The sequence below is a fragment of the Paenarthrobacter sp. NPDC090517 genome, assembly GCF_044769165.1.
Taxonomy (GTDB): Bacteria; Actinomycetota; Actinomycetes; order Actinomycetales; family Micrococcaceae; genus Arthrobacter.
Map to the genome: position 1 here is coordinate 823,550 of NZ_JBIVXN010000001.1, position 21,382 is coordinate 844,931.

19 protein-coding genes and 2 tRNA genes are annotated in these 21,382 nt (G+C 61.9%); 7 read left to right on the forward strand and 14 right to left on the reverse strand.

The annotated features are described in order from the left end of the window. Window positions 1–42: 42 nt before the first annotated feature. Complete coding sequence (gene mnmA, locus ACIQTW_RS03780) at window positions 43–1,182, reverse strand: tRNA 2-thiouridine(34) synthase MnmA (protein ID WP_402933833.1); 1,140 nt, start codon at window positions 1,180–1,182, stop codon at window positions 43–45. Between the two features lie 162 nt (window positions 1,183–1,344). Between mnmA and ACIQTW_RS03785 the strand changes: the two genes are divergently transcribed. Next, window positions 1,345–2,580 carry an NAD(P)/FAD-dependent oxidoreductase gene (locus tag ACIQTW_RS03785; RefSeq protein ID WP_402933835.1) on the forward strand — a complete coding sequence of 412 codons (1,236 nt, stop codon included), beginning with the start codon at window positions 1,345–1,347 and terminating at the stop codon, window positions 2,578–2,580. Between the two features lie 9 nt (window positions 2,581–2,589). On the opposite strand, the gene ACIQTW_RS03790 is transcribed toward ACIQTW_RS03785, so the two are convergent. The 4 genes from ACIQTW_RS03790 to ACIQTW_RS03805 all read right to left on the reverse strand — a co-directional run bounded on the left by ACIQTW_RS03790 (window position 2,590) and on the right by ACIQTW_RS03805 (window position 6,598). Continuing rightward, the gene (locus ACIQTW_RS03790; RefSeq protein ID WP_402933838.1) at window positions 2,590–3,822 is read right to left on the reverse strand and encodes a cysteine desulfurase family protein; all 1,233 of its coding nucleotides are present in this window, start codon (window positions 3,820–3,822) and stop codon (window positions 2,590–2,592) included. Between the two features lie 41 nt (window positions 3,823–3,863). Further along, window positions 3,864–4,547, reverse strand: a complete 684-nt coding sequence (locus ACIQTW_RS03795; protein WP_402933841.1) for a helix-turn-helix transcriptional regulator — start codon at window positions 4,545–4,547, stop codon at window positions 3,864–3,866. Window positions 4,548–4,921: 374 nt separating this feature from the next. Then, window positions 4,922–5,596: a hypothetical protein gene (locus ACIQTW_RS03800; protein WP_402933844.1), complete on the reverse strand. Its 675-nt coding sequence runs from the start codon at window positions 5,594–5,596 to the stop codon at window positions 4,922–4,924. 108 nt (window positions 5,597–5,704) lie between these two features. Then, window positions 5,705–6,598: a diacylglycerol/lipid kinase family protein gene (locus ACIQTW_RS03805; RefSeq protein ID WP_402933847.1), complete on the reverse strand. Its 894-nt coding sequence runs from the start codon at window positions 6,596–6,598 to the stop codon at window positions 5,705–5,707. A 154-nt stretch (window positions 6,599–6,752) separates the two neighbouring features. On the opposite strand from ACIQTW_RS03805, the gene ACIQTW_RS03810 reads away from it, so the two are divergent. From ACIQTW_RS03810 to ACIQTW_RS03825, 4 genes are all read left to right on the forward strand, one after another. Next, complete coding sequence (locus tag ACIQTW_RS03810; RefSeq protein ID WP_402933849.1) at window positions 6,753–7,697, forward strand: J domain-containing protein; 945 nt, start codon at window positions 6,753–6,755, stop codon at window positions 7,695–7,697. A gap of 38 nt (window positions 7,698–7,735) precedes the next feature. Next, window positions 7,736–8,203, forward strand: coding sequence for a tRNA (cytidine(34)-2'-O)-methyltransferase (locus tag ACIQTW_RS03815; protein ID WP_011775373.1), 468 nt, complete (start codon window positions 7,736–7,738; stop codon window positions 8,201–8,203). Window positions 8,204–8,391: 188 nt separating this feature from the next. Next, the gene (gene sigK / locus ACIQTW_RS03820) at window positions 8,392–8,997 is read left to right on the forward strand and encodes an ECF RNA polymerase sigma factor SigK (protein WP_402936222.1); all 606 of its coding nucleotides are present in this window, start codon (window positions 8,392–8,394) and stop codon (window positions 8,995–8,997) included. A 1-nt stretch (window position 8,998) separates the two neighbouring features. Then, window positions 8,999–9,832, forward strand: a complete 834-nt coding sequence (locus tag ACIQTW_RS03825; RefSeq protein WP_402933852.1) for an anti-sigma factor domain-containing protein — start codon at window positions 8,999–9,001, stop codon at window positions 9,830–9,832. 100 nt (window positions 9,833–9,932) lie between these two features. On the opposite strand, the gene ACIQTW_RS03830 is transcribed toward ACIQTW_RS03825, so the two are convergent. The 6 genes from ACIQTW_RS03830 to ACIQTW_RS03855 all read right to left on the reverse strand — a co-directional run bounded on the left by ACIQTW_RS03830 (window position 9,933) and on the right by ACIQTW_RS03855 (window position 16,387). Continuing rightward, a complete protein-coding gene (locus ACIQTW_RS03830; protein ID WP_402933855.1) occupies window positions 9,933–11,336 on the reverse strand; it encodes a gluconate:H+ symporter in 1,404 nt (467 codons plus the stop codon). After that, on the reverse strand, window positions 11,333–11,878 hold the full coding sequence (locus ACIQTW_RS03835; RefSeq protein WP_402933858.1) for a gluconokinase: 546 nt from the start codon (window positions 11,876–11,878) through the stop codon (window positions 11,333–11,335). Before ACIQTW_RS03835 ends, ACIQTW_RS03830 begins: the two co-directional genes overlap by 4 nt. 74 nt (window positions 11,879–11,952) lie before the next feature. Continuing rightward, window positions 11,953–12,732, reverse strand: coding sequence for a PIG-L deacetylase family protein (locus ACIQTW_RS03840; protein ID WP_402933861.1), 780 nt, complete (start codon window positions 12,730–12,732; stop codon window positions 11,953–11,955). A gap of 5 nt (window positions 12,733–12,737) precedes the next feature. Further along, complete coding sequence (locus ACIQTW_RS03845; protein ID WP_402933864.1) at window positions 12,738–13,691, reverse strand: electron transfer flavoprotein subunit alpha/FixB family protein; 954 nt, start codon at window positions 13,689–13,691, stop codon at window positions 12,738–12,740. 14 nt (window positions 13,692–13,705) lie between these two features. After that, window positions 13,706–14,509: an electron transfer flavoprotein subunit beta/FixA family protein gene (locus tag ACIQTW_RS03850; protein ID WP_402933867.1), complete on the reverse strand. Its 804-nt coding sequence runs from the start codon at window positions 14,507–14,509 to the stop codon at window positions 13,706–13,708. A 246-nt stretch (window positions 14,510–14,755) separates the two neighbouring features. Then, window positions 14,756–16,387, reverse strand: a complete 1,632-nt coding sequence (locus ACIQTW_RS03855) for a S1C family serine protease (protein ID WP_402933870.1) — start codon at window positions 16,385–16,387, stop codon at window positions 14,756–14,758. Window positions 16,388–16,719: 332 nt separating this feature from the next. Here ACIQTW_RS03855 and ACIQTW_RS03860 point away from each other — a divergent pair, with 332 nt between their 5' ends. Beyond that, complete coding sequence (locus ACIQTW_RS03860; RefSeq protein WP_402933873.1) at window positions 16,720–18,780, forward strand: TPM domain-containing protein; 2,061 nt, start codon at window positions 16,720–16,722, stop codon at window positions 18,778–18,780. A gap of 98 nt (window positions 18,781–18,878) precedes the next feature. Continuing rightward, on the forward strand, window positions 18,879–19,667 hold the full coding sequence (locus ACIQTW_RS03865; RefSeq protein WP_402933876.1) for a PspA/IM30 family protein: 789 nt from the start codon (window positions 18,879–18,881) through the stop codon (window positions 19,665–19,667). Window positions 19,668–19,776: 109 nt separating this feature from the next. On the opposite strand, the gene ACIQTW_RS03870 is transcribed toward ACIQTW_RS03865, so the two are convergent. The 3 genes from ACIQTW_RS03870 to ACIQTW_RS03880 all read right to left on the reverse strand — a co-directional run bounded on the left by ACIQTW_RS03870 (window position 19,777) and on the right by ACIQTW_RS03880 (window position 21,337). Beyond that, window positions 19,777–20,574, reverse strand: a complete 798-nt coding sequence (locus ACIQTW_RS03870) for a GntR family transcriptional regulator (protein WP_402933879.1) — start codon at window positions 20,572–20,574, stop codon at window positions 19,777–19,779. Window positions 20,575–20,695: 121 nt separating this feature from the next. Next, window positions 20,696–20,769: transfer RNA gene (locus ACIQTW_RS03875), tRNA-Met, on the reverse strand. Between the two features lie 494 nt (window positions 20,770–21,263). Next, a tRNA-Met gene (locus tag ACIQTW_RS03880) sits at window positions 21,264–21,337 on the reverse strand. Between the last annotated feature and the right edge of the window lie 45 nt (window positions 21,338–21,382).

The window sequence follows — 21,382 nt, forward strand, 5'->3', positions numbered from 1 at the left end:
AAATTTACTTTCCAGTAGGTTTCGCCAGGAAGGAGCCGGCTGCTAGAGGACTTCCCGCTGAAGTGAGCGGGCGGCGTCAATGGTGGCCTGCCCCAGGACGCGGCTGCCCTGATAGAGGACGACGGTCTGGCCCGGGGCCACGCCCCTCAGGGGATCCGTCAGAGTGACAACGAGCTGGGCACGCTCCACGCCGGATTCGTCAGCAACGGATTCCACACGGGCAATTGCCGGAACAGGATCGCCGTGCGCCCGGACTTGCGCATGGCAGTCGAACTCGGCACCGGTGGAAACCTCGGAAATGGGCAAGCCGGCCCATGAAACCTTGATGCCGCGGATCTCATCGATCGCCAGCAGGGCTTCCGGTCCCACAACCACCTTGTTTTCCTTGGGGCGGATTTCCAGGACGAACCTGGGCTTGCCATCTGCCGCGGGGGTTCCCAGCTTCAGGCCGCGGCGCTGTCCCACTGTAAACGCGTTGGCACCGGGATGCTCACCAACCTTGGTCCCGGTTTCGTCAACGATGTCACCGGTGGTCATGTCAATCTTCTCGGCGAGCCATCCGCGGGTGTCGCCGTCGGAAATGAAGCAAATATCGTGGCTGTCCGGCTTGTTGGCCACGGATAGTCCGCGACGCTCGGCCTCGGCGCGCACCTCCGCCTTGGAAGGGGTGTCCGCCAGCGGGAACATGGAGTGCTTGAGTTGCTCATGTGTCAGTACACCGAGAACGTAGCTCTGGTCCTTTGCCCAATCGGCGGCGCGGTGGAGTTCCCGGTTGCCGTCGGCGTCTTCGATGACTTTGGCATAGTGACCGGTGCACACGGCGTCGAAGCCCAGTGCAATGGCCTTTTCCAGAAGAGCGGCGAACTTGATCCGCTCGTTGCACCGCATGCAGGGGTTGGGCGTCCTGCCCGCAGCGTACTCATCGATGAAGTCTTGGACCACATCTTCCTTGAAACGCTCTGAGAAGTCCCACACGTAGTAGGGAATGCCCAGGACGTCGCAGGCCCGCCAAGCATCGCGCGAGTCTTCGATAGTGCAGCAGCCCCGGCTTCCTGTGCGCAGGGTGCCGGGCATGCGCGACAACGCAAGGTGGACTCCGACGACGTCGTGTCCGGCCTCCACGGCCCGGGCTGCGGCCACGGCGGAGTCTACTCCGCCGCTCATTGCTGCAAGTACTCGCATGCTGGCTTTCTGTGTCTGTGGATTTAGGGCAACTGATCCGGCTGGGAAGAGTCGGCGTGCCCATCCATTCTAGCCCGCAGTGCCTCGCCCACCCTAAAACCCCTTGACTGTCCCCAACCATCCTTCTAAAGTCAAGACTATTGGTTTTAGAATCGAGCTGACATGGCAAACGAACACATCGTTATAGCGGGCGGCGGGCTCGCCGGCGCTACTGCGGCCAAAACCCTCCGGGCCGAGGGCTACGGAGGCGTCGTCACCCTGGTGGCCGCCGAGCACCGGACACCCTATATACGCCCGCCCCTGTCCAAAGAATTCCTCTTGGGCAAAGCTGACGCAGATTCTGCCCTGGTAGTACCCGAGGACTGGTACGGGGAGAATGACGTCGAGCTTCTCCTCGGCAGCACCGTCAGCTGGATCGACCCGGCTGGTCACGAGGTAACCCTGGCCGACGGCCGACGCCTCAGCTACTCCAAGCTGCTTCTGGCTACGGGTTCCCGGCCTCGCACTATCCAGCTCCCCGGCGCAGACCTTGACGGAGTCATGACGTTCCGGACATTCGATGACAGCCTGCGACTTCAGTCCCTCCTTAAAGGAGGAGGACAGAGGGTGGTCATGATCGGGTCCGGGTGGATCGGCATGGAGCTGGCCGCGGCGGCCCGCACGTACGGCAACGACGTCACGCTGCTGGGGTTGGAAGATATACCTCTAAGTGCAGCCATCGGCCCTGAACTCGGCAAATACTTCCAGCGGCTCCATGAAGACCAAGGCGTCAGTTTCCGCCTCCCGGCTAGTGCCGTCGGGATTGATGGACAGGAGGGCAAGGCGACGGCGGTCCGCACCGATATGGGAGAAACGCTGCCTGCCGACGTCGTCATCGTTGCCGTCGGCGTCATCCCGGACACAGGACTCGCCGAAACTGCCGGGCTCGAAATAAGCAATGGAATATTGGTGGATGCCGGACTGAGGTCGAGCGCTCCGGATGTGCTGGCCGCAGGGGATGTGGCCAACGCACTTCATCCCTTTACCGGCGAGCACCATCGCAGCGAGCATTGGGCCAACGCACTCAACGGCGGCAAAGTTGCTGCCAAGTCCATGATGGGCCAGGACGCAAAGTTGGATGTGGTGCCCTACTTCTATACGGACCAGTTCAGCCTGAGCATGGAGTATTCGGGCTTTCCCTCGCTGACCTCCGGAGTCCCACCGGTGATCCGCGGATCGCTGGAGGAGGGCAGCTTCATTGCTTTCTGGTTGAGGGAGGGCAACGTAGTGGCGGGAATGAGCGTCAACCAGAATCGGGTTCAGAAACCCATCAAGGCCTTGATTTCGAGCCGCGTCCCGGTAGATGTAGCGAAACTAACGGATCCAGGAGTACCCCTGAACGACCTTGTGCCCGGATAGCAGAAGTCGCTACAAAGTTTCCGCCGCGGTTTGCCGGGCCTCTGTCGCCGCTGTTTGAATGCTGGATTCATGACCAGCCATTCCTGCCTGCCGGGCCCTGAGGCATGCCTCGGGAAGTGCTTTCAGGAGCGCTTCAACATCCGCCTCGGTGGAGCTGTGGCCCAGGGTAAATCGCTGGGCTCCTCGGGCGGTATCCTCGTCCAAGCCCATGGCCAGGAGGACGTGCGACGGCCGGGGCACCCCAGCGGTACATGCCGAACCCGTTGAGGATTCAACACCTGCCAAGTCCAGGAGAAACAGCAGTGAGTCGCCTTCACAACCGGGGAAAGTGAAGTGGGCGTTTCCCGGCAGCCGACCGTCCCCGGGAGCACCCCTGAGCACCGCGTCCGGAACCGATTCGAGTACCCCGCGAATGAGGCGGTCGCGCAACGAGCTGAGGCGTTCACGTTCACGCTCCAGGTTTGCCGTCACAGCCTCGGCGGCTGCGGCAAAGGCAGCAATTGCGGGGGTGTCCAACGTCCCGGACCGCACATCACGCTCTTGGCCTCCACCGTGCTGCACCGGCGTCAGCTTCACAGCCCTACCGAGGAAAAGGGCGCCGACTCCCCCGGGACCACCAAGCTTGTGTCCTGAGACGGACATCGCGGAAAGTCCGGAGGCACGAAAATCCACGGGAACAGAACCGAAAGCCTGGACAGCATCGGAGTGAACCGGGATGCCATGAGGCTCTGCCAGCTCAACGATCTCCGTAACCGGCTGGATGGTGCCTACTTCATTGTTGGCCCACATCACGGTTACCAGGGCTACCGATTCCGGCTCCCGTTCGATTTCATGCTTGATGACGTCCATCCGGACCTTGCCCTCAGCGTCCACGGGAAGCCACACAACGTGCGCGCCTTCGTGCTTTTCAAGCCACTCAACGGTATCCATGACCGCGTGATGCTCGACGGCGGAGCAAAGGATGCGCGTGCGGCGCGGGCTCTGGTCCCGCCTGGCCCAATAGAGCCCCTTGACTGCCAGGTTGTCCGCTTCAGTCCCGCCTGAGGTGAAAATAACCTCCGATGGATGCGCCCCGGCTGCCGCGGCGAGCGTCTCCCGGGCATCCTCTACCGCCCGCCTCGCGCGGCGCCCTGCGCCGTGCAGCGACGAAGGATTTCCCGTCCGCGCGAGCTCGCGCGTCATGACAGCCAACGCTTGGGCCGACAGGGGCGTGGTTGCAGCATGGTCAAGGTATACAGGCACCCTGTAATTCTACCGACGGCGAGCGCCTGGGGCCCGACCGCTCAGGAAACGCCCTCATGGGCGGTGATGCGCGCACAGCAGCTTCCCGGGCCATGGTCCGGATCCGGCACGACGACGTCGGCGCTGAGTCCGGAGGCCGTTGCAGCGCCGTTGAGGAAGGCGCCGTTCATGCCGCACACCACGTCCTTGTGGTCACGCGACAGGCGATGGAACGGACAGTTGAGCAGTCGGTATCCCCCGGAGGCATCGGGGGTAGGTTCGTATCCGAGCTCCGAGATCGCAACCAGGAAATCGCCGGGCCTTCCGAGTTCCCTTCCCTTGGCGGCAGCGACTTCACGCAGGGTTGCCTCAACGGGTGCGCCATCCGCCTCAGCACGCTGGATGGCTGCTGCCATGAGGTGGCCGGCGAGGTCATAGTGCCGCTCAGGGATGGAGACTCCAATCTCATCCACCTTCGGCCTGTAGAGCTTGGATGGCCGCCCGGACCCTGGCCCCGTCCTGTCGGGTGACTTCCTGAACTCGACTTGCAGGAGTCCTTCGCGAACCAGGCGGTCCAAATGGAAAGAGACCGAACTCCTGGGCAAGTCCAGAGTCAAGGCCGCCTCATCGCGGCCGACTGCGCCACGGGCATTGAGAACGAATTGATATAGCTTGCGGCGGTTCTCATCCCCCAGGGAAGCGACGGCTGCGATTTTACGGATCCACGGGAGGTCAACTGTACCCATGCATAGACCCTAACTCTAAAAACAAGAACCATTGCTTTAGTCAGGGGTCAGATCTAAAATTGAGTTACACAATTTTGGAGAGCATCATGGCAACCACCACGGCATCCGGCTCCGGAAGAACTGCCCTTAGAGGTTCTTCCAAGCACGCCTTCCTCTTGCTCCGAACGGTGTTCACCATTGCGCCTCCCTCATAGTGGCGGGATGGCTTCCGGGCATCATCATCAACCTGTTGATGATGGGCGCATTTTTCGATGTAGCGCTCAGGGACTTTGGCCTACTCATCGCAGCGCTGGCACTGAACCGCCTCGCAGTCGCAAACTCGAGGTAACCGCCGAACCTTGTAGCCGCCGAACCATGTAGCCGTCGAACCAGGATCAGGACGGCGGCACCACCACGAGCTGGGCCATCATCTCAGCGCGCGCCGGGGCCAAGGTCTTGTCATCCGGGCATGACAGGGAGACATATACCGAGGAAGCAGGGGCGCTGAACAACCTGGCCAAGACAACTGCTGACTGGCCGCCGGACGCTGAAGAGGATTCCAAACTGAGGAACTCAACGCTGTGTTGCGGTTTGTCAGAGTCTTCCCCCCAACGCAACGACGCCGGTTTCAAGCCGTCCACCGCAACGCCGGCATTCAAGTAATTGAACAGTTCCTTGGTTGAAGCAGCGTCGTCGCCAGCCACCACCAACGGACCCTGATTCACGCTGAGCCGAACCGCGAGGATGCATCCGTCCGTCTTCGTGTATCTGGACTCACCCTGCAGGCCCGAATGAACCACCGACCAGCCAGGCACTTCCTCCAACCGCGTAGACACCGTCACGGGCTCCCCCGGCGCCAAGGTTCCCCCTGCTGCCAGCGGCAAATCCTTCGCCGCCACCGCGGCCGCGTCGTGTCCGGGAGTGATAGTGGGAGTCGCAAGTGTGGGTACCGATGGCGAAGGCTTCGGAGCTGCCGGATCGGGAACGTTGACGGTGCAGGCGGCCAGCATGACACCTGCGGCTCCGGCGGCAAACAAACCAGCCAGTCGTCGTCGAACGTTGTTCGCCACTATTTCTCCCTGTCTGAAGCCTGCCGCCTGATTTCCGGCTCCCGCGGCTTGTCGCCGCGATCGAGTCTAGCCGCCTCCTGCAACGAGGTGCCGCCAGCACCCCGCGTACTAGGCAAGCACCCATAGGCCTGCGGGAACAAGGTCAACAACGACGGGCAGCGCAGCTATGCGCTCGCCGTCTGCGTAGGCCACCACGCCTTCGGCGTCCAACTGCACATTCCGGACCCGTCTGATTTCCACGGCAGGATGGCTGGTGTGCTTCCCTGAGAAGACCTTGGGAAACACGGCAAGGAAGCTGAGCCGCGACAACGGCTTCACCACAAACATGTCCAGCCACCCGTCGTCGGGAACCGCGTCAGGGGTAATCCGCATGCCCCCGCCTATGAACTGACCGTTAGCCAACGAAATGAGCAAGGCAGGCTGACGCCAGGTCACGCAATCGGCGGTCACGGTATAGGTAATGCGACGGAAGGACACCAATTCCCTGAGCATCGCCAGGTTGTACCGGATCTTCCCGCGGGGCCACCGCCAAAAATTGGCCCGTTCGTTGACAGCGGCATCAAAGCCGGCGGAAAGGACACCGGCGAAGTAGGTGGTCTCACCGCCGGCGGCAACCCGTCCGACGTCGATCCTGCGCCCGCCCGTCTCCAGCGCGGCCAGCAGCCTGCGGCAAGCCGCACCAGTGTCGTTCAGCGGCATCGCCAACAGCCTTGCGACGTCGTTGCCTGTTCCGGCGGGAACAATGCCGAAGGGAATGTCCATCCCGGCGAGCGCATTGACACCCAGGTGGACCATGCCGTCACCACCCACCACTACCAAGGCCTCCACTCCAGCCGTCAAGGTCGCATCCACCGACCTCCGCAGGGCGTCGTAGTCGTCCGCTTCAAGTACGACGACGTCCCGGCCGGCGGCGCGGAGAAGACCCACGGTTTGGTCCCCGGCATCGCGCCCCCGGCCGAACGAGGCAGCCGGGTTAATGGCGACAGCGATTTTCTTCGGCATGCTCAGGGTCTATCGGTTGCCGAAGGGTTCACAGCGTGAATTATGCCAGCGGGAACCACGCGCCCCGTTACCGACGTTCACATAGTGGCTGGATAAACTTGCCAGTACTGCGCCTCTTCAGAAGCGCACCATCATCCCAGAGAAGGGCCTGTGCTTGGCCGAGGGCAACAACTCGCATTATCAGGTTCTCCGTGTTTCCGTCACAGCTACGGACAAGGAGATCAAAGTGGCCTACCGCAAGGCTGCCCGGAAGGCCCACCCTGACCACGGTGGAGAAGCGGAGATGTTCCGGCGCGTGACACTCGCCTACGAGACCCTGATTGATCCCAAACGACGGGCAGAGTACGACCGAAGGTACGCCCGTGGAGCCTCAAACGTCAGTCAGCCCCGGCCCGGGGACTACACCGGCGCTGCCGCGCCGGGTCCTTCCGCCACTACCAATGTCAAGCGACCCCAAGCCCAACGCAATACTGCGGGTGACCCCCCTGTCTATGTCCCTGCGTTTGACGACCCCAACGAGGTTCCGCTCATTTCAGCAGCTGAAGCGGCTCAGCAGGTTCACGGGCTCCCCCGCAAACGCGGCATATTTGGAGCCGAGGCCCGCATTCAACGCGAGATGCGCACTGTGCAGCTCATCAGCCGGCAGGTCCTGACTGCCATACCCGCTGCCCGGCTGATCAACGGCCTGCGCTCGCCGTCGGACAATAATCACATCGACCACGCCGTCCTTTCCGGCTACCGTCTGGCATTGATTGGTTCCATGCTGTTGCCCAAAGGTGCCTATGCGTGGGACGGCCATTCTCTGCGGCATGGCGGGCGTTCGGTAGCTCCTCCGCAGCTCGAGCACATCGTCCGCCACATGCAGGACCTCTTTCCCGAACTCAATGTCACAGGTTGGGTAGTTCTGCACAGCCCTGACGGCAACCTCCACGAACCGGTGATCGACCAATACGGCAAGGGCGTATCGACCCACAATCCTGTAGAAGTGGTCAATGCAGCGGGGTTGGCGAGGGGACTCAAGCAATTCCTCAGTTCAGGGCCAGCGCCGAACACCGTGGTGATACCCGTCCTGGCACGGTTGCTTCGCGGGATGCACTAGGCGCAGTCGACCTCCACGTGGCTGACTAAGATGGGACAGTGTTCCGCATCCTCTTCCACACTCCAGAAATCCCGGGCAATACGGGCAACGCCATCCGCTTGGCCGCCATCACGGGGGCCGAGCTTCACTTGGTGGAGCCCCTCGGCTTCGATTTTTCCGATGCCAAGCTGCGTCGCGCCGGCCTTGATTACCACGATCTCGCCGTAGTTACTGTCCACAAGGACATCGAAGCCGCCTGGGCCGCACTCAAGCCGGAACGGGTTTTCGCCTACACCTCGGACGGTGAGACGTCTTACACGGACATCAGTTACCGCGAGGGAGACGTCCTGATGTTCGGGCCGGAATCCGTGGGCCTGCCGGATTGGCTCAAACAGGATCCGCACGTTACGGCGCGCGTTCGCCTCCCCATGAAGCCTTCACTTCGTTCGCTCAACCTGGCCAATGCTGCGTCGATCGCCGTGTTTGAAGCCTGGCGGCAGAACGGATTCGCCGGCGCCAAGGTCTAGCCCATCCAACGGGGCCGCAGCACCGAATACCTTATGCAGGACAACTCCTGCCTTGGACATTCGTTGAGGGAGCCTACGTGAGTGCGCTGCAGACCAGGGTGATGACGGCAAGCCGCTGCACCGCCGCGCCTTCGACGCAATCCCGTTATGCTGCCGGTTTCAAACGGGACGACATATGCTGGACGGTGATGGACATCCCCAACAATCCCGGCCCCCCGGTCTCCGAAGCTACCGGCCCTGCGACTGATCTGAACTCGCAGCTGGCTGGCCTGCTCGAACTCGTGGCAGCAGGCGACCAGCAGGCCTTCGCCGAGTTCTACAGCCTCACCTCGCGGCGTGTCTTCGGTATGGCCAGGCGCGTCCTGATAGACCCCGACCTCAGCGAGGACGCCACCCAAGAGGTCTATATCCAGGTCTGGCAGGGTGCTGCCAGATTCGACCGCGCCGCAGGCAGCCCGCTGGCTTGGCTCATGACCATTGCCCATCGGAGGGCCATAGACCGTGTCCGCGCCGTGCAAGCAGCAACTGACCGCGAGGCCAGATACGGCGCAGCCAGCCAGGACCCGGACCGCGACCTGGTGGCGGAGGAAGCCGATACCAACCTGGAAGCCGAAGCTGTCAGCCGCTGCCTCGGTACGCTCACGGACACGCAGCGCGAATCAGTCCGGCTCGCATACTACGGCGGATTGACCTATCGGGAAGTCGCCGAGCATCTCGGTGCCGCCGTCCCGACCATCAAGTCCCGCATCCGCGATGGACTACTACGCCTGAAGACCTGCCTGGGGGTGGGCTGATATGAGTGAAAACACCAGTGGAGGCTTTATCCGCAGAATGTTTGCCAACGACATCGCCACCGACCTCGCTGAGGGCCGCGTTCTCGAATTGGCCGAAATCTATGCCCTGGAAGCCCTGAGTGACGACGAACGGGCCATGATCGACGACTACATCAAGGACGCTCCGGAACGTCCTGAATTCCTGGATCGGGTCCGCGAAGCCCGCGAGGCACTGTCAGTCAGTTTCGCGCCGGAAGAGGCACCCCCGGCCGGACTATTCGACAACATCATGGAACGCATCACCACGGATGCCGCTACCCGACCCACTGCTGAGCCGGCGGCCCCACCTGCGGTGAATCCCGCCGTCGACGACCTTGCAGCTGCCAGGGCCAAGCGCGAAGAACGCACACGCGCCGGTGGCGCACGCAGATGGATAGTGGCAGCCGCCGCAGCAGCGGTGATTGCACTGGGCGGCATCGGAGTGGGCGCCTACGTTTCTGCGCAGAACGACCCGGTCAACCAGGTCCTTCAGGCACAGGATGTCCAGAAGAAATCCGCGCCTGTTCCCGGCGGCGGTACGGCCACCATCTCTGCATCAACGGCAAAAGATTCCTTCGTGGTTCTGATGGATGGCGTCGCACCGGCCCCTCAGGGCAAGGTCTACCAGTTGTGGACCCTGCCCAAGGATGGCTCCGCCCCTGTACCGCAGGGAACCATGGATGCGGAAACACTCTCCAAACCAGCTGTTGTGAAGGGCCTGTCCTCAGCCTCGTCCGTAGCCATCACCGTGGAACCCACTGGCGGATCCAGCGCCCCCACTACGGACCCGGTCCTGGTGGTCGGGCTCAGCGCCTGACACATGGCCTTGTAACGCACGACGGCGGCCGCCCCAAGAAGGGACGGCCGCCGTCGTGCGTTTGTCGGCTGATTTCGCAGCTACAAGATCGCTTTCGCAGCTACAACACGAGCGATAGAAGCATCACGAAGCCGAAGCCCACCACGGAGATCAGTGTCTCCATCACGGACCAGGTTTTGAATGTCTGCCCCACGGTAAGGCCGAACAATTCCTTGACCAGCCAGAATCCAGCGTCGTTGACGTGGGACAGGAACAGGGACCCTGCTCCGATGGCCAAGGCCAGCAAGGCTGCGTGCGTCGGGCTAAGGCTGCTGGCGAGGGGTGCCACAATGCCCGCCGCAGTCACGGTTGCCACTGTCGCCGAGCCCGTAGCCAGGCGGAGGGCCACCGCCACGATGAAGCCGAGCACCAGGACCGACATGTTGGCGCCTTCTGCCCATTTCTTGACGGCATCGCCTACGCCGGCACCGATCAGTGTCTGCTTGAAACCACCGCCGGCGCCCACAATGAGGAGGATGGCAGCGATGGGTCCCAGGCTTTCACCCAGTTTGCCTGTGATCTTGCTACCCGTGAAGCCTACGGCGTAGCCGAACGTCACGATTGCCAAGAGGACCGCCAGCGTCATGGCTACCAGGGGCTGGCCCACAAAGTCGAAGAAGATCCTGATTGCCGGTGCCGTTTCAGAGTTCGGCCAGATGATGCCGCCCAAGGCCTTCAGCAGCATGAGGACCACAGGGAAGATGATGGTCAGCAGCGTCACAAGGAACGAGGGCTGGCGCTTCACTTCACTCAGATCGGCTGCGTGCTGGGTGTCTATGCCTCCGGCTACCGCCGGCGCATCAACAGGTACCCATCGGGCAGCCAACCGCGAGAAGAGCGGGCCACAAATAATGACCGTAGGAATAGCGACGAGGATGCCCAAGCCGAGCGTTGTTCCCAGCTCAGCTTTGACTGCGCTGATCGCAATCAACGGACCCGGGTGCGGTGGCACCAGTCCGTGAAGCACAGACAGGCCAGCCAACGCCGGGATCGCGATACGCATCAGCTTCATCTTGGACCGCTGAGTAACCAGGACAATCACCGGAAGCAGCAGGACAAGTCCGATTTCGAAGAACATCGGCAAGCCGATGATCACAGCCACGAGCGTGATCATCCACACGAGCTTGTTGCCGCTGGCTTTGGCCAACAGGGTGTCCACCACGCGGTTGGCTCCGCCGGAATCAGCCAGCAGCTTCCCGAGCATGGCTCCAAGCGCAATGAGCAGGCCGACTTCCTTCAGGACACCCCCAACGCCGTCCTCGAAGTTGGTGATGACCTTGCCCAGTTCCACGCCTGACGCCAGTCCCACGAAGGCCGAGCCCAACACCAGCGCCAGGAACGGATGCAGTTTCAGTTTTGCGATCAGCACCACAATCAGGGCAATGCCAAGTGCTGCCACCACAAGAAGTTGGGTGTCGTGCGCTGTCCATTCCTGCACCTGGGTCGCTGTTTCCAGGACCCTCACGAGGCGGTCACTTCGGTACCGGCGCCCAAGGGCCGGAGACCGAGCCGTTCAATGACTTCGTCGGCTTCTTCTGCTGGCGACGCGGAAACGCACAGTGAGATGTGGTTTTCGTCTTCCGTGGGTTCCTCAAGAGCGTCGAACTGGGATTCCAGGAGCGACGGCGGCATGAAGTGACCATGCCTGGAGGCAAGGCGGTCCGAGATCTTGTCCTTGCTCCCCTGGAGGAAGACGAAGACAACCCCTTCACCCCGGAGGACGTCGCGGTACTTCTTTTTCAATGCCGAGCAGGTGATGATCGCCGGGGTTCCGGCGTCCACGTGCGCCCGGATCCAATCCGAGATGATGCCCAGCCAAGGCCAGCGGTCCTCATCGCTGAGGGCCTGCCCCGAGTGCATCTTTGTCACGTTAGCCTCAGGATGGAGATCATCGCCTTCGGCAAGGTCCCATCCAAGTTTTCCTGCCAATACGCCGGCTACAGTCGATTTGCCTGAACCGGAGACTCCCATAATCACCAGTACAGGTTGCTGCGCAGTCTTCGCCATCAAAGTCTGCCTTCCTCGAATAAATATGATTTAACCGAGATCAAGCATATGACACGGGTTACACCACAGCAACGTCAGAAGCCGGCGATGGTGCTTGACCCGTTGACGGACACCACGTGGAAGGCTTCCGCGCTGGTCCCGGCAGGCAGGCCGGCACGCTCCCCGTTGGCCAACATCATGCCCCGGACCACCCGCTCCATTCCTTCAATGTCCGGGTGTTGGCTTGCATGGACGCGGATGGCGTCAAGCTTTGCCTCCACTTGGTCCGAAACGTCCACAAAGTGGTTCTCCCGGGCGTCCGGGCTGGAGATAAACCATAGCCACGGGAGCTTGTAGGCAGTAAGTCCTTCCGCGGCCAGCTCCGGGTAGGCAAAGGGGTTCTCCACTGCGGGGTAGACCGCACGGGTAACGGCTTCGCCTGCCGCGAGGTGGTCAGGATGGCTCTTCTGGAGGCGGTCCCAGTTCCTTTCCGGGTGCATAGTGAGCACGATGCCTGGGCGAATTTCGCGAATCAGCTTCACTACTTGCTTGATGACGCCATGTGTCGGCTCCAGGTAGCCATCACGCTCGTGCAGATAGTGGATGTCGGCGACTCCCACCATGGCTGCTGCCCGCTGTTGCTCCTCTGCTCGGAGTTCGGTGATCCGTTCCCTGTCCACCGGATCAAAGCCGCCGGCGTCGCCGTCGGTCATGATGCAATAGCTGACCTCGACGCCGGCCGCCGTCCAGGCAGCGATGGTCCCGGCAGCTCCAAAGTCGATGTCGTCAGGATGGGCAGTAAAACAAAGCACCCGCTCAACGCGCTCCGTGGAGGCATCGAACGGGCTCTTTGCTGACGTGGCGTCAGTGGACAAAGGGATCAGCCTTTCCGCTTCTTGATCTCCGCAGTTGCCTGCGGGAGAACCTTGAAGAGGTCACCGATGATGCCGTAGTCGGCAATCTCGAACACAGGCGATTCTGCGTCCTTATTGATGGCCACGATGACCTTGGAAGTCTGCATCCCGGCCTTTTGCTGAATGGCTCCTGAAATGCCGGCAGAAATGTACAGCTGCGGTGACACCGTGACACCGGTCTGGCCAACCTGTGCATCGTGGCCGATCCACCCCGCATCGGTAGCGGCTCGGGACGCACCAACTGCCGCGCCCAGGGCGTCGGCAAGCTCTTCGAGCGGGCCGAAGTCGCCGTCCACGCCACGACCACCGGCAACGACGATCCTTGCTTCGCTGAGGTCCGGCCGGCCGCTGACGGGCTTCTCACTCCGCGCCGCGATGCGTGCGGAGTTGGCGGTCGCGTCTGCCGGAACCTCAACCGTGGCAGTAGCCGGCGCAGTGGGCGAACCGGCAGGCGCCGGTTCTACGTTGTTGGCTTTGACCGAAAGAACCGTCACCGGAGTGGTGGCCTTCGCGGTGGTGTTGTAGGAGCCCGCCAGCACCGACTTGTGCGCGGTGCCGTCAGCCTCAACGCCCACAACGTCCGTGATGACGCCGGCGTTGAGCTTGATGCCGAGCCTGCCCGCGATTTCCTTGCCCTCAGGAGAGTTGTCCAGGAGTACCGTCGTGGCTCCGGACGCTGCCACTGCAGCGGCGAGGTAGGCGGCCTTGGGCCCCACCAGGTAGTTGTCGAGGTCGTCCACCGACGGCTGGTAGACCGTGGTGGCACCGTGGGCACCCAAGGTGGCGGCGACGTCGTCGTGAAGCTCCCCGGTGAACGCGACGGCGGTCTCCCCCAGGGAACGGGCGATGGTCAGGAGCTCCAGGCTGCTCTTCTTGAGAGCTGCTCCCGGGTTGTCAATGAAAACAAGTGCATTTGCCATGGTTGGAGTCCCCTTTAGAGCAGCTTCTGTGCGGCAAGGAAGTCGACCAGCTTGATGCCGGCGTCGCCGTCGTCTGTGATGATGGTTCCTGCTGTCCGCGGTGGGCGTGCCTCTGCAGACTCAACCACTGTCCACGAGCCGGCCAAGCCGACCTGCGAGGCGTCCACACCGATGTCGGCCAGCGACAGGGAGGCAATCTTCTTCTTCTTGGCAGCCAAGATGCCCTTGAAGTTGGGATAGCGCGGTTCGTTGATCTGGTCAGTCACCGAGACCACTGCAGGGAGCTGCGCTTCAACCGTCTCGGAGAAGGCGCCAGCGTCACGGCGGGCCCTGACCTGGCCGCCCGTCACTTCAAGGCTTGAGGCAAAGGTGACCTGCGGGACCGACAAACGCTCGGCAAGCTGGGCCGGGATGAGCGAAGTCTCGCCATCCGTGGACGCCATTCCCGTAAGAACCAGATCCACTGGTCGCCCATCGGCTGAGATGTGGCGGATGGCGGCGGCGAGTGCCAGCGATGTAGCAGCAGCATCCGAACCAGCCAAAGCATCATCGCTGAGGTGGACGCCGGAATACGCGCCGATCTGGAGTGACTTCTTGACAGCATTGACCGCACCCGACGGGCCCATGCTCAAGGCAATGACCTCGTTTCCGGCCTTCGGGCCGCCGCGTTCCTCCGCCAGTTGGAGCGCTGCCTCGAGGGCGTATTCGTCCAGTTCGGACAAAATGCTCTCTTCACGGTCGGTTGTGTTGCCAGGTCCGGTGATGTGCCGGTCGAACTGGGCGTCCGGGACGTGCTTGACCAGAACGACAATCTTCAATGTCTCTTCCACTGTCTTCGAAGCAGCCTTCCATGCTTGTGGACGGCCAAACGCAGCAGCGTGGCCGTAAATTGCCCATCGCGTGGGCTCGTCCTAGCTAAGCATATTGCCCGCAGAAAACCACTCCCTGCGTTAAGTCCTGTTTCAGCTGCGCGCGATGCGGTTCCTTCGCCGTTCGCCGCGGGTGACAGCAAAACGGCGGGCGACAGTCGTGAGCTGCCGTCCACCGTCGTGCGTTGTTATTGACTATTGCTGGGCTGCGTCGAGGGTGACCTCAACCTCTTGCGTCTGGCCACCACGCTGGATGGTGACCTTCACCTTGGCACCGGCCGGCTGTTCGCGGACAGCGGCGGTCAATTGGTTGGGATCGCTCACGGTGTAGTCGCCGAACTTGGTTACGACGTCGCCAACCTTGAGCCCGGCCTTGGCAGCTGCCGAACCCGACGTCACTGACGCAACCTCGGCACCCACGGAGAAGCCTGAATCACTGCCCGAAGAGGACTTCGAACGAACGGACACACCAAACTGACCATGGCTGGCTTTGCCGGTGTCGATGATCTCCTGCGCGACACGCTTCGCATGGTTGATCGGAACACTGAAACCAACGCCGATGTTGCCGGTGGACGTTTCGGAGGTACCGCTGCCCGCGGAAGCGATGGCAACGTTGACGCCGATAACCTCGCCCTTGCTGTTCACCAAGGCACCGCCGGAGTTACCGGGGTTGATGGCAGCATCGGTCTGAATGACGTTGATCGCGATCGAACCCGCGTTGGCCGCGCTCTGGCTCTGGCCACCATTCGGTGGTGCGAACTGGAAGCCTTCATCGTCGCCCTGGCTCTCATCGGGTGTACCTTCCGGCACCGCAGACGACGCAACACTAATGGTGCGGTTGAGCGTTGACACGATGCCGTCCGTCACCGTGCCGGTGAGGCCCAGCGGTGAACCGATGGCGACGGCGGTGTCCCCCACGTTGATCTTGGACGAGTCACCCAGAGTCGCCGGGACCAGGCCCGATGCATCGCTCACCTTGATTACAGCGAGGTCTGACAACGGATCCGTGCCAACCACGGTGGCCTTCAGGACCTTTCCGTCGTTCGTCCGGACCTCGATGGCGGCGTTGGCGGTAGCACCGTCCAACGTGACGACGTGCGTGTTGGTGAGAATGTGGCCCTGGTCGTCAAGGATGATGCCGGAACCCGTGCCACCCTCGTTGCCGCTGGTCGCCTTGATGGTCACCACGCTGGGCGATGCCTTGGCTGCCGCTGCAGTAATGACGTTGACGTCGTCTTTGTTGTTCACGATGACCGTGCTGGACTGCCCGCCTGTCGAAGCAGCAGGAGCGGGGTTATCCCACAGCGCGTTACTTCCGGCCACTACACCACCACCGATCAAACCTGCTGCAAGCATGCTTGCCACAAGGGTGCCCACACCGAACGCCGGCTTGCGCTTGTTGGCTACCGCCGAAGAGTGGCCGGGGGTGTGCTGCATTCCGGAGCCGTTCTGGCCTTGCGCATGCTGGAATCCCTGTGCGTTGTGGAACTGGCTGCCGGTATTTCCATTTGTTCCCGGGTTTGAACCACCGTAGAACGGCTGGTGCTGAGGGTAGTTCGGGCGGTGCCCTGGATCATGCTGCTGCTGCGGAGCGCCGTAGTACTGCGGCTGCTGTGGTTGCTGAGACTGCTGCTGGGTTGCCGGCGCCTGGAAGGCAGGCAGCGGAGTGGTGGGCTGAGCGGTGCCGTCCGACCCCGCTCCGCGTCCTGAATTCCAGGCAGGCTGCTGCTGGGTGGCGGCCGTATCGCCCTGCTCCGCCGTCGTATTCCGCGGCTCTGATGGCTCGCGGTTCTCTGGTGCGGTGCCCTGCGCTGGGTTCTCCGTCATGGGTCTTCCTTTCGTCCTCTTCTCCACTAACTATGTACCCAATAACTGGAACAAAAGCGGACGTTCGCTGGGAGCTTCCTGAAAGGCACTGACCCCTGTTCCCTCCGCGGCGGCATACCCTTCAAAAAGAACCTCAAGGGGTCAACAATCCAGCTTTCTCCTATATTTCGCTGGTGGCATATTCACCCCTGTGGACGGGTTATGGGGTGCACCATAGAATCAAGAGGAATTGCCACAGCGACCTGCGGCTTTACACCATGCGTGGGGGCGCTGAGCATTCTGTGACGATTGGTACGCCTTGTTCCAGTCGCAGACGTGCTGAAGGGTTGCACATGCGGTCAATAGTTAAACGCGTACTCGCCGTTCTCGGCCTGGCTGGAATGTTGGCCCTGCCGGCCGGCGCCGCTTGGGCTGCCGATCCGGTGACCATTCCGTCCGGCCAAAACATCGTGGACGACGCCAATGTCCTTGGCGGCCGAAAAGGCGAAGTCCAGGAGGCCATCCAAAAGACGCTCAAGGACCACAAGTACAACCTGTACGTGGTCACGGTGGACTCCTTTACGAATCCGTCATCCCCGGCCGAGTGGACCAAGGCCGTTGCCGAGAAGAAGGTCATGGGCAAGGCAGACGCTATTTTGGCGATCTCAACGGCCGGCCAGTACAACTTCGCCCTTAACTCGGGTAGCTCCATCTACTCCAAACAATCTGCCATCGCGCAGAACGCCGTCGTTGCCAATCTGGCCGGCGGGAAGAAGGACTATGCCCAGGCAGCCATCGATACTGCTGCTGCTATTGGTGACGCCGCAGGAGGAGGCAGCGGAACAGTGCCCAGCGGCAACGCCGGAGTCGGCGTCCTTGTCGGGGTCGGTGTGGTAGCAGCCGGCGGCGCTGGAACTTACCTCTACCTCCGGAACCGCCGCAAGAAGGGCAGCACCAAGGCCGTGAGCGCCAGCTATGGACCGCAGGGCGAGGAACTTGACCCGCTGGCTGGCCTCAGCATTCCGGAACTCCGACAGAAGAGCGGCTCGCTGTTGATCGAGGCGGACGACGCTATCAAGTCCAGCGAGCAGGAACTCGGTTTCGCACAGGCGCAGTACGGTGATTCCGCGATTGGCAACTTCACCAAAGCCCTCGAAGAGGCGAAGGGCCACATGACGGAGTCCTTCAAGCTGCAACAGCAGCTGGACGACCACATCCCTGACACTGAAGAGCAACAGAGGAGCTGGCTCGGTGAGATTATTCGCCGTTCAGAAGCCGCTTTGGCGTCCCTGCGCGACCAGAAGGCCGACTTTGACTCCTTGCGCGAGCTTGAGAAGAACGCCCCTCAAGCTTTGGCAGCAGTGACTGCGGGGGCCAAAGAAGCGGATGCGAAGATTGCCAGCGCAGAGCGGTCCCTTGAGGGCTTGCGCGCCAAGTACGCCGAATCCGCGTTGGCTCAGGTCTCAGACAACATTCTGCAGGCCAAGGAGCGACTCGCGTTTGTTCAGAATGCCGTCACTGCCGCCCAAGAGAAGTTGGCGACGGGTGAGAACAGCCTGGCAGCTGTGGCAGTCCGCGCGGCGGAGGAAAGCCTGCACCAGACCAACGTGCTGATCGATGCCATTTCCAAGACTGCCGGCAGCTTGGATGAGGCCCGGGCCTCCCTTGAAGGCGCCGTAGCGGAGACCAGCCAAGACCTTGCCCAAGCGCGTGCGATGATCCAGTCCGGCGAACACCCGGAACTCGCCGGTCCCGTGGCTGGCGTGGAAGCCGCCTTGGCGCAGGTGAAGACCGAGATCCAAGGCGGAAAGATCGATCCAATCGCGACTCTGAGTCGCGTAGAGTCAGCTCATCAGGCGCTCGATCAGTCCTTGTCCGGCATCCGTGACCAGCAGGAGCAGGCCCGGCGCGCCCAGGCCTCGCTGCAGCAGACAATCATGGCCGCACAGGCACAGATCAGCGCAACATCGGACTACATCACAGCCCGTCGCGGCGGTGTGGGCACTGAGGCCCGGACGAGGTTGGCCGAGGCTCAGCGAAACCTCGACTACGCGCTTTCCATTTCCCGCAATGATCCCGTCACCGCATTGACCTACGCTCAGCAGGCGCATTCGCTTGCAGCGCAGGCTGCCCAACTCGCACAGTCCGACGTCGACCAGTTCGGTTACGCCGACCAAGGGCAGGGCTACGGACGTGGCGGAATGTTCGGCGGAGGTGGCGGAGGCGGTGGCCTCGGCGGCGCCATCCTCGGCGGCATCCTCATCAACTCCATCCTCAACGGCGGAGGAGGCGGCTGGGGCGGCGGCAATGACGGCGGAGGTGGCGGTGGCTTCTTCGGCGGCGATTCCGGTGGCGGCGGCGATTGGGGCGGCGGCGGAGGCGACTTTGGCGGCGGAGACTCCGGCAGCTTCTAGCCAGACAGACTAGGCGGGGTCCATGCCCCGCATAGGAGCGTTACAACAACTGATCACTGATTTCAGTGTCACCACTGAGCAGGACGAAAGGCAACACCATGGTTAAGCAGTCCATTTTCGGTCGGATCTCGCAGCTCGCCAAGGCAAACATTAACGCCTTGCTGGACCAGGCTGAGGATCCGCAGAAGATGCTGGACCAGATGGTCCGCGACTACACGAACAACATTGCCGAGGCCGAATCAGCCGTGGCCCAGACCATCGGCAATCTCCGGATGCTGCAGGCGGACTACAACGAAGACGTCAAGAACGCTCAGGACTGGGGCAACAAGGCTCTGGCAGCATCCCGGAAAGCCGATGAATACCGCGCTGCCGGTGACGCGACTGATGCCCAGAAGTTCGACAACCTGGCGAAGGTAGCCATCCAGCGCCAGATGACTGCCGAGTCCGAGGCAAAGGCAGCAGAACCGAGCATCGCTTCCCAGACCGAGGTAGTGGACAAGCTCAAGACCGGGCTTGACCAGATGAAGAACAAGCTGAACCAGCTCACCGCCAAGCGCAACGAGTTGGTAGCACGCTCCAAGACCGCTGCCGCGCAGTCTCAGGTGCACGATGCGCTTAAGAGCATCGACATCATGGATCCCACCAGCGAGGTGGGCCGCTTCGAAGAGAAGATCCGCCGCGAAGAGGCCAAGGTCCTGGGCCAGCAGGAACTCGCCAGCTCCAGCCTCGATGCCCAGTTCAACCAGCTCGAAGACCTTGGAGAGCAGACTGAGATCGAGGCCCGTCTTGCGGCCCTGAAGTCGGGCGGTTCCAAGCCTGCCATCGGCGCGGGAGCCCCTGCATCAGCAGGCGCAACCGTAGACGAATCTGACTTCGACAAGCTCTAGGAACTAACCGGGCCGCTATCGCCGATCGGGCGGACTGCCCACAACGCACCGCTGAACCAAGAAATGGGCCGGATCCTCTAAGGGATCCGGCCCATTTTGCGTTTTTCACCTAACCTGCCGAAGGAACCGCCGAATCCTGGGTGGGGCTGGCGTCGGTTGCCACTTCAGCGCGGATTTCGAATCCCTTGGGGTGGAAGTAGGTCACAGTGCACTCTAGGACCTCTCCATGAGGGCCCAAGGTGGTCCGCTCCAAACGTGGCACCATGGCGAACCCACGGACGTTGAGGGCGTCTGCCAGGTGCTCTGGCGGCGCATGCATGGTCACGGTGATTTCCGCCCGATGGAGGGGCTTCAGCGTCCTGTCCTGGATGACTTGGTAGATGGAGTTCCGTTCAGCATCCGCGAGGCTGATATGACGGCCAATATGCGACGGTATGAAAATCTCCGCAATGGCATAGGGCCATCCGGCACTTGAGTATGAGCGGCGAATGACCAGAACGAGATTGTCATCGGAAACCAGCTTGGCTGGCACCGATTTGTCCTTCTCCATCCATTTGTATTCGATGAGTCCCTTGACAGTCTTCATGCCAGCCGCCGTGAACGTCTCCATGAACGGTGCCAGACGATTCAGCATCTTGACGGGGCGCTGAGCCATCACGAACGTCCCTTTGCCCTGCCTCCGGACCAGCAGGCCCTTCACGACCAGTGTTTCGATCGCCTTCCGGACGGTGGTCCGGCTAATGCCGTAGGCGTCCATCAGGGACTCCTCGGTGGGGATCCGCGACCCCGGTTCCAGACGGCTGACTTGATCTGTCAGGACGTCTGCCACCTGCTGATACACGGCAACAGGGCCATCCCTCTGGAGGACTTCACGCTCGAGGCCTAACTTGTAGTCGTCGTTGACCATTGGGCCGTCCCATCCGTTCCTTACCCCAGCAAATCCGGGTTTGATGCTAGCACCGGTGTGCCGGTGCGCACTTAAACAGAAGATCCGGATCAGTTATCACTGATCCGGATCTCTTCTCCAGTTGCGGGGACAGGATTTGAACCTGTGACCTCTGGGTTATGAGCCCAGCGAGCTACCGAACTGCTCCACCCCGCGTCGCAAGAACAACTCTACCGCACCCTCAAGGGTGCTTCTGACCATATGGCACCCAAGGTGCCGCAGATCACTACCCCAAGCCTAATCACTTCGCAGCCACCTTGGCCCACAGCCAACAGGAGCTTCTGCATCGGCCTGCCAACGCCCTCCGAGCGCTGGGCTCAAGCCCACGGGAGGTGAGACAGGGCCGGGCTCAAGCCCCAGCGAAGTGAGCGAGCGTGGGGCTCAAGCCCGCCGGAGGTGAGAGAGGGCCGGGCTCAAGCCCCAGGGAAGTGAGCGAGCGTTGGGCTCAAGCCCCAGGGAAGTGAGCGAGCGCTGGGCTCAAGCCCCAGGGAAGTGAGCGAGCGCTGGGCTCAAGCCCCAGCGAAGTGAGCGAGCGTTGGGCTCAAGCCCGCGGGAAGTGAGAGAAGGTTGGACTCGGAAATGCCGGCTAGGGGTTTCCGGGCAAAACAAAAGGCCGGATCAGTGTTTACTGATCCGGACCTTTTCTCCAGTTGCGGGGACAGGATTTGAACCTGTGACCTCTGGGTTATGAGCCCAGCGAGCTACCGAACTGCTCCACCCCGCGTCGCAAGAACAACATTACCGTCCGGTGAATGGCAGACCAAATCGT

Bases quoted from the DNA above. Each gene is read 5' to 3' on its own strand.
- mnmA (WP_402933833.1), bottom strand. From the start codon at position 1,182: ATGCGAGTACTTGCAGCAATGAGCGGCGGAGTAGACTCCGCCGTGGCC.
- ACIQTW_RS03845 (WP_402933864.1), bottom strand. From the start codon at position 13,691: ATGGCAAATGCACTTGTTTTCATTGACAACCCGGGAGCAGCTCTCAAG.
- ACIQTW_RS03865 (WP_402933876.1), top strand. From the start codon at position 18,879: ATGGTTAAGCAGTCCATTTTCGGTCGGATCTCGCAGCTCGCCAAGGCA.
- ACIQTW_RS03870 (WP_402933879.1), bottom strand. From the start codon at position 20,574: ATGGTCAACGACGACTACAAGTTAGGCCTCGAGCGTGAAGTCCTCCAG.
- ACIQTW_RS03825 (WP_402933852.1), top strand. From the start codon at position 8,999: ATGAGTGAAAACACCAGTGGAGGCTTTATCCGCAGAATGTTTGCCAAC.
- sigK (WP_402936222.1), top strand. From the start codon at position 8,392: ATGGACATCCCCAACAATCCCGGCCCCCCGGTCTCCGAAGCTACCGGC.
- ACIQTW_RS03860 (WP_402933873.1), top strand. From the start codon at position 16,720: ATGCGGTCAATAGTTAAACGCGTACTCGCCGTTCTCGGCCTGGCTGGA.
- ACIQTW_RS03835 (WP_402933858.1), bottom strand. From the start codon at position 11,878: ATGGCGAAGACTGCGCAGCAACCTGTACTGGTGATTATGGGAGTCTCC.
- ACIQTW_RS03805 (WP_402933847.1), bottom strand. From the start codon at position 6,598: ATGCCGAAGAAAATCGCTGTCGCCATTAACCCGGCTGCCTCGTTCGGC.
- ACIQTW_RS03855 (WP_402933870.1), bottom strand. From the start codon at position 16,387: ATGACGGAGAACCCAGCGCAGGGCACCGCACCAGAGAACCGCGAGCCA.
- ACIQTW_RS03785 (WP_402933835.1), top strand. From the start codon at position 1,345: ATGGCAAACGAACACATCGTTATAGCGGGCGGCGGGCTCGCCGGCGCT.
- ACIQTW_RS03795 (WP_402933841.1), bottom strand. From the start codon at position 4,547: ATGGGTACAGTTGACCTCCCGTGGATCCGTAAAATCGCAGCCGTCGCT.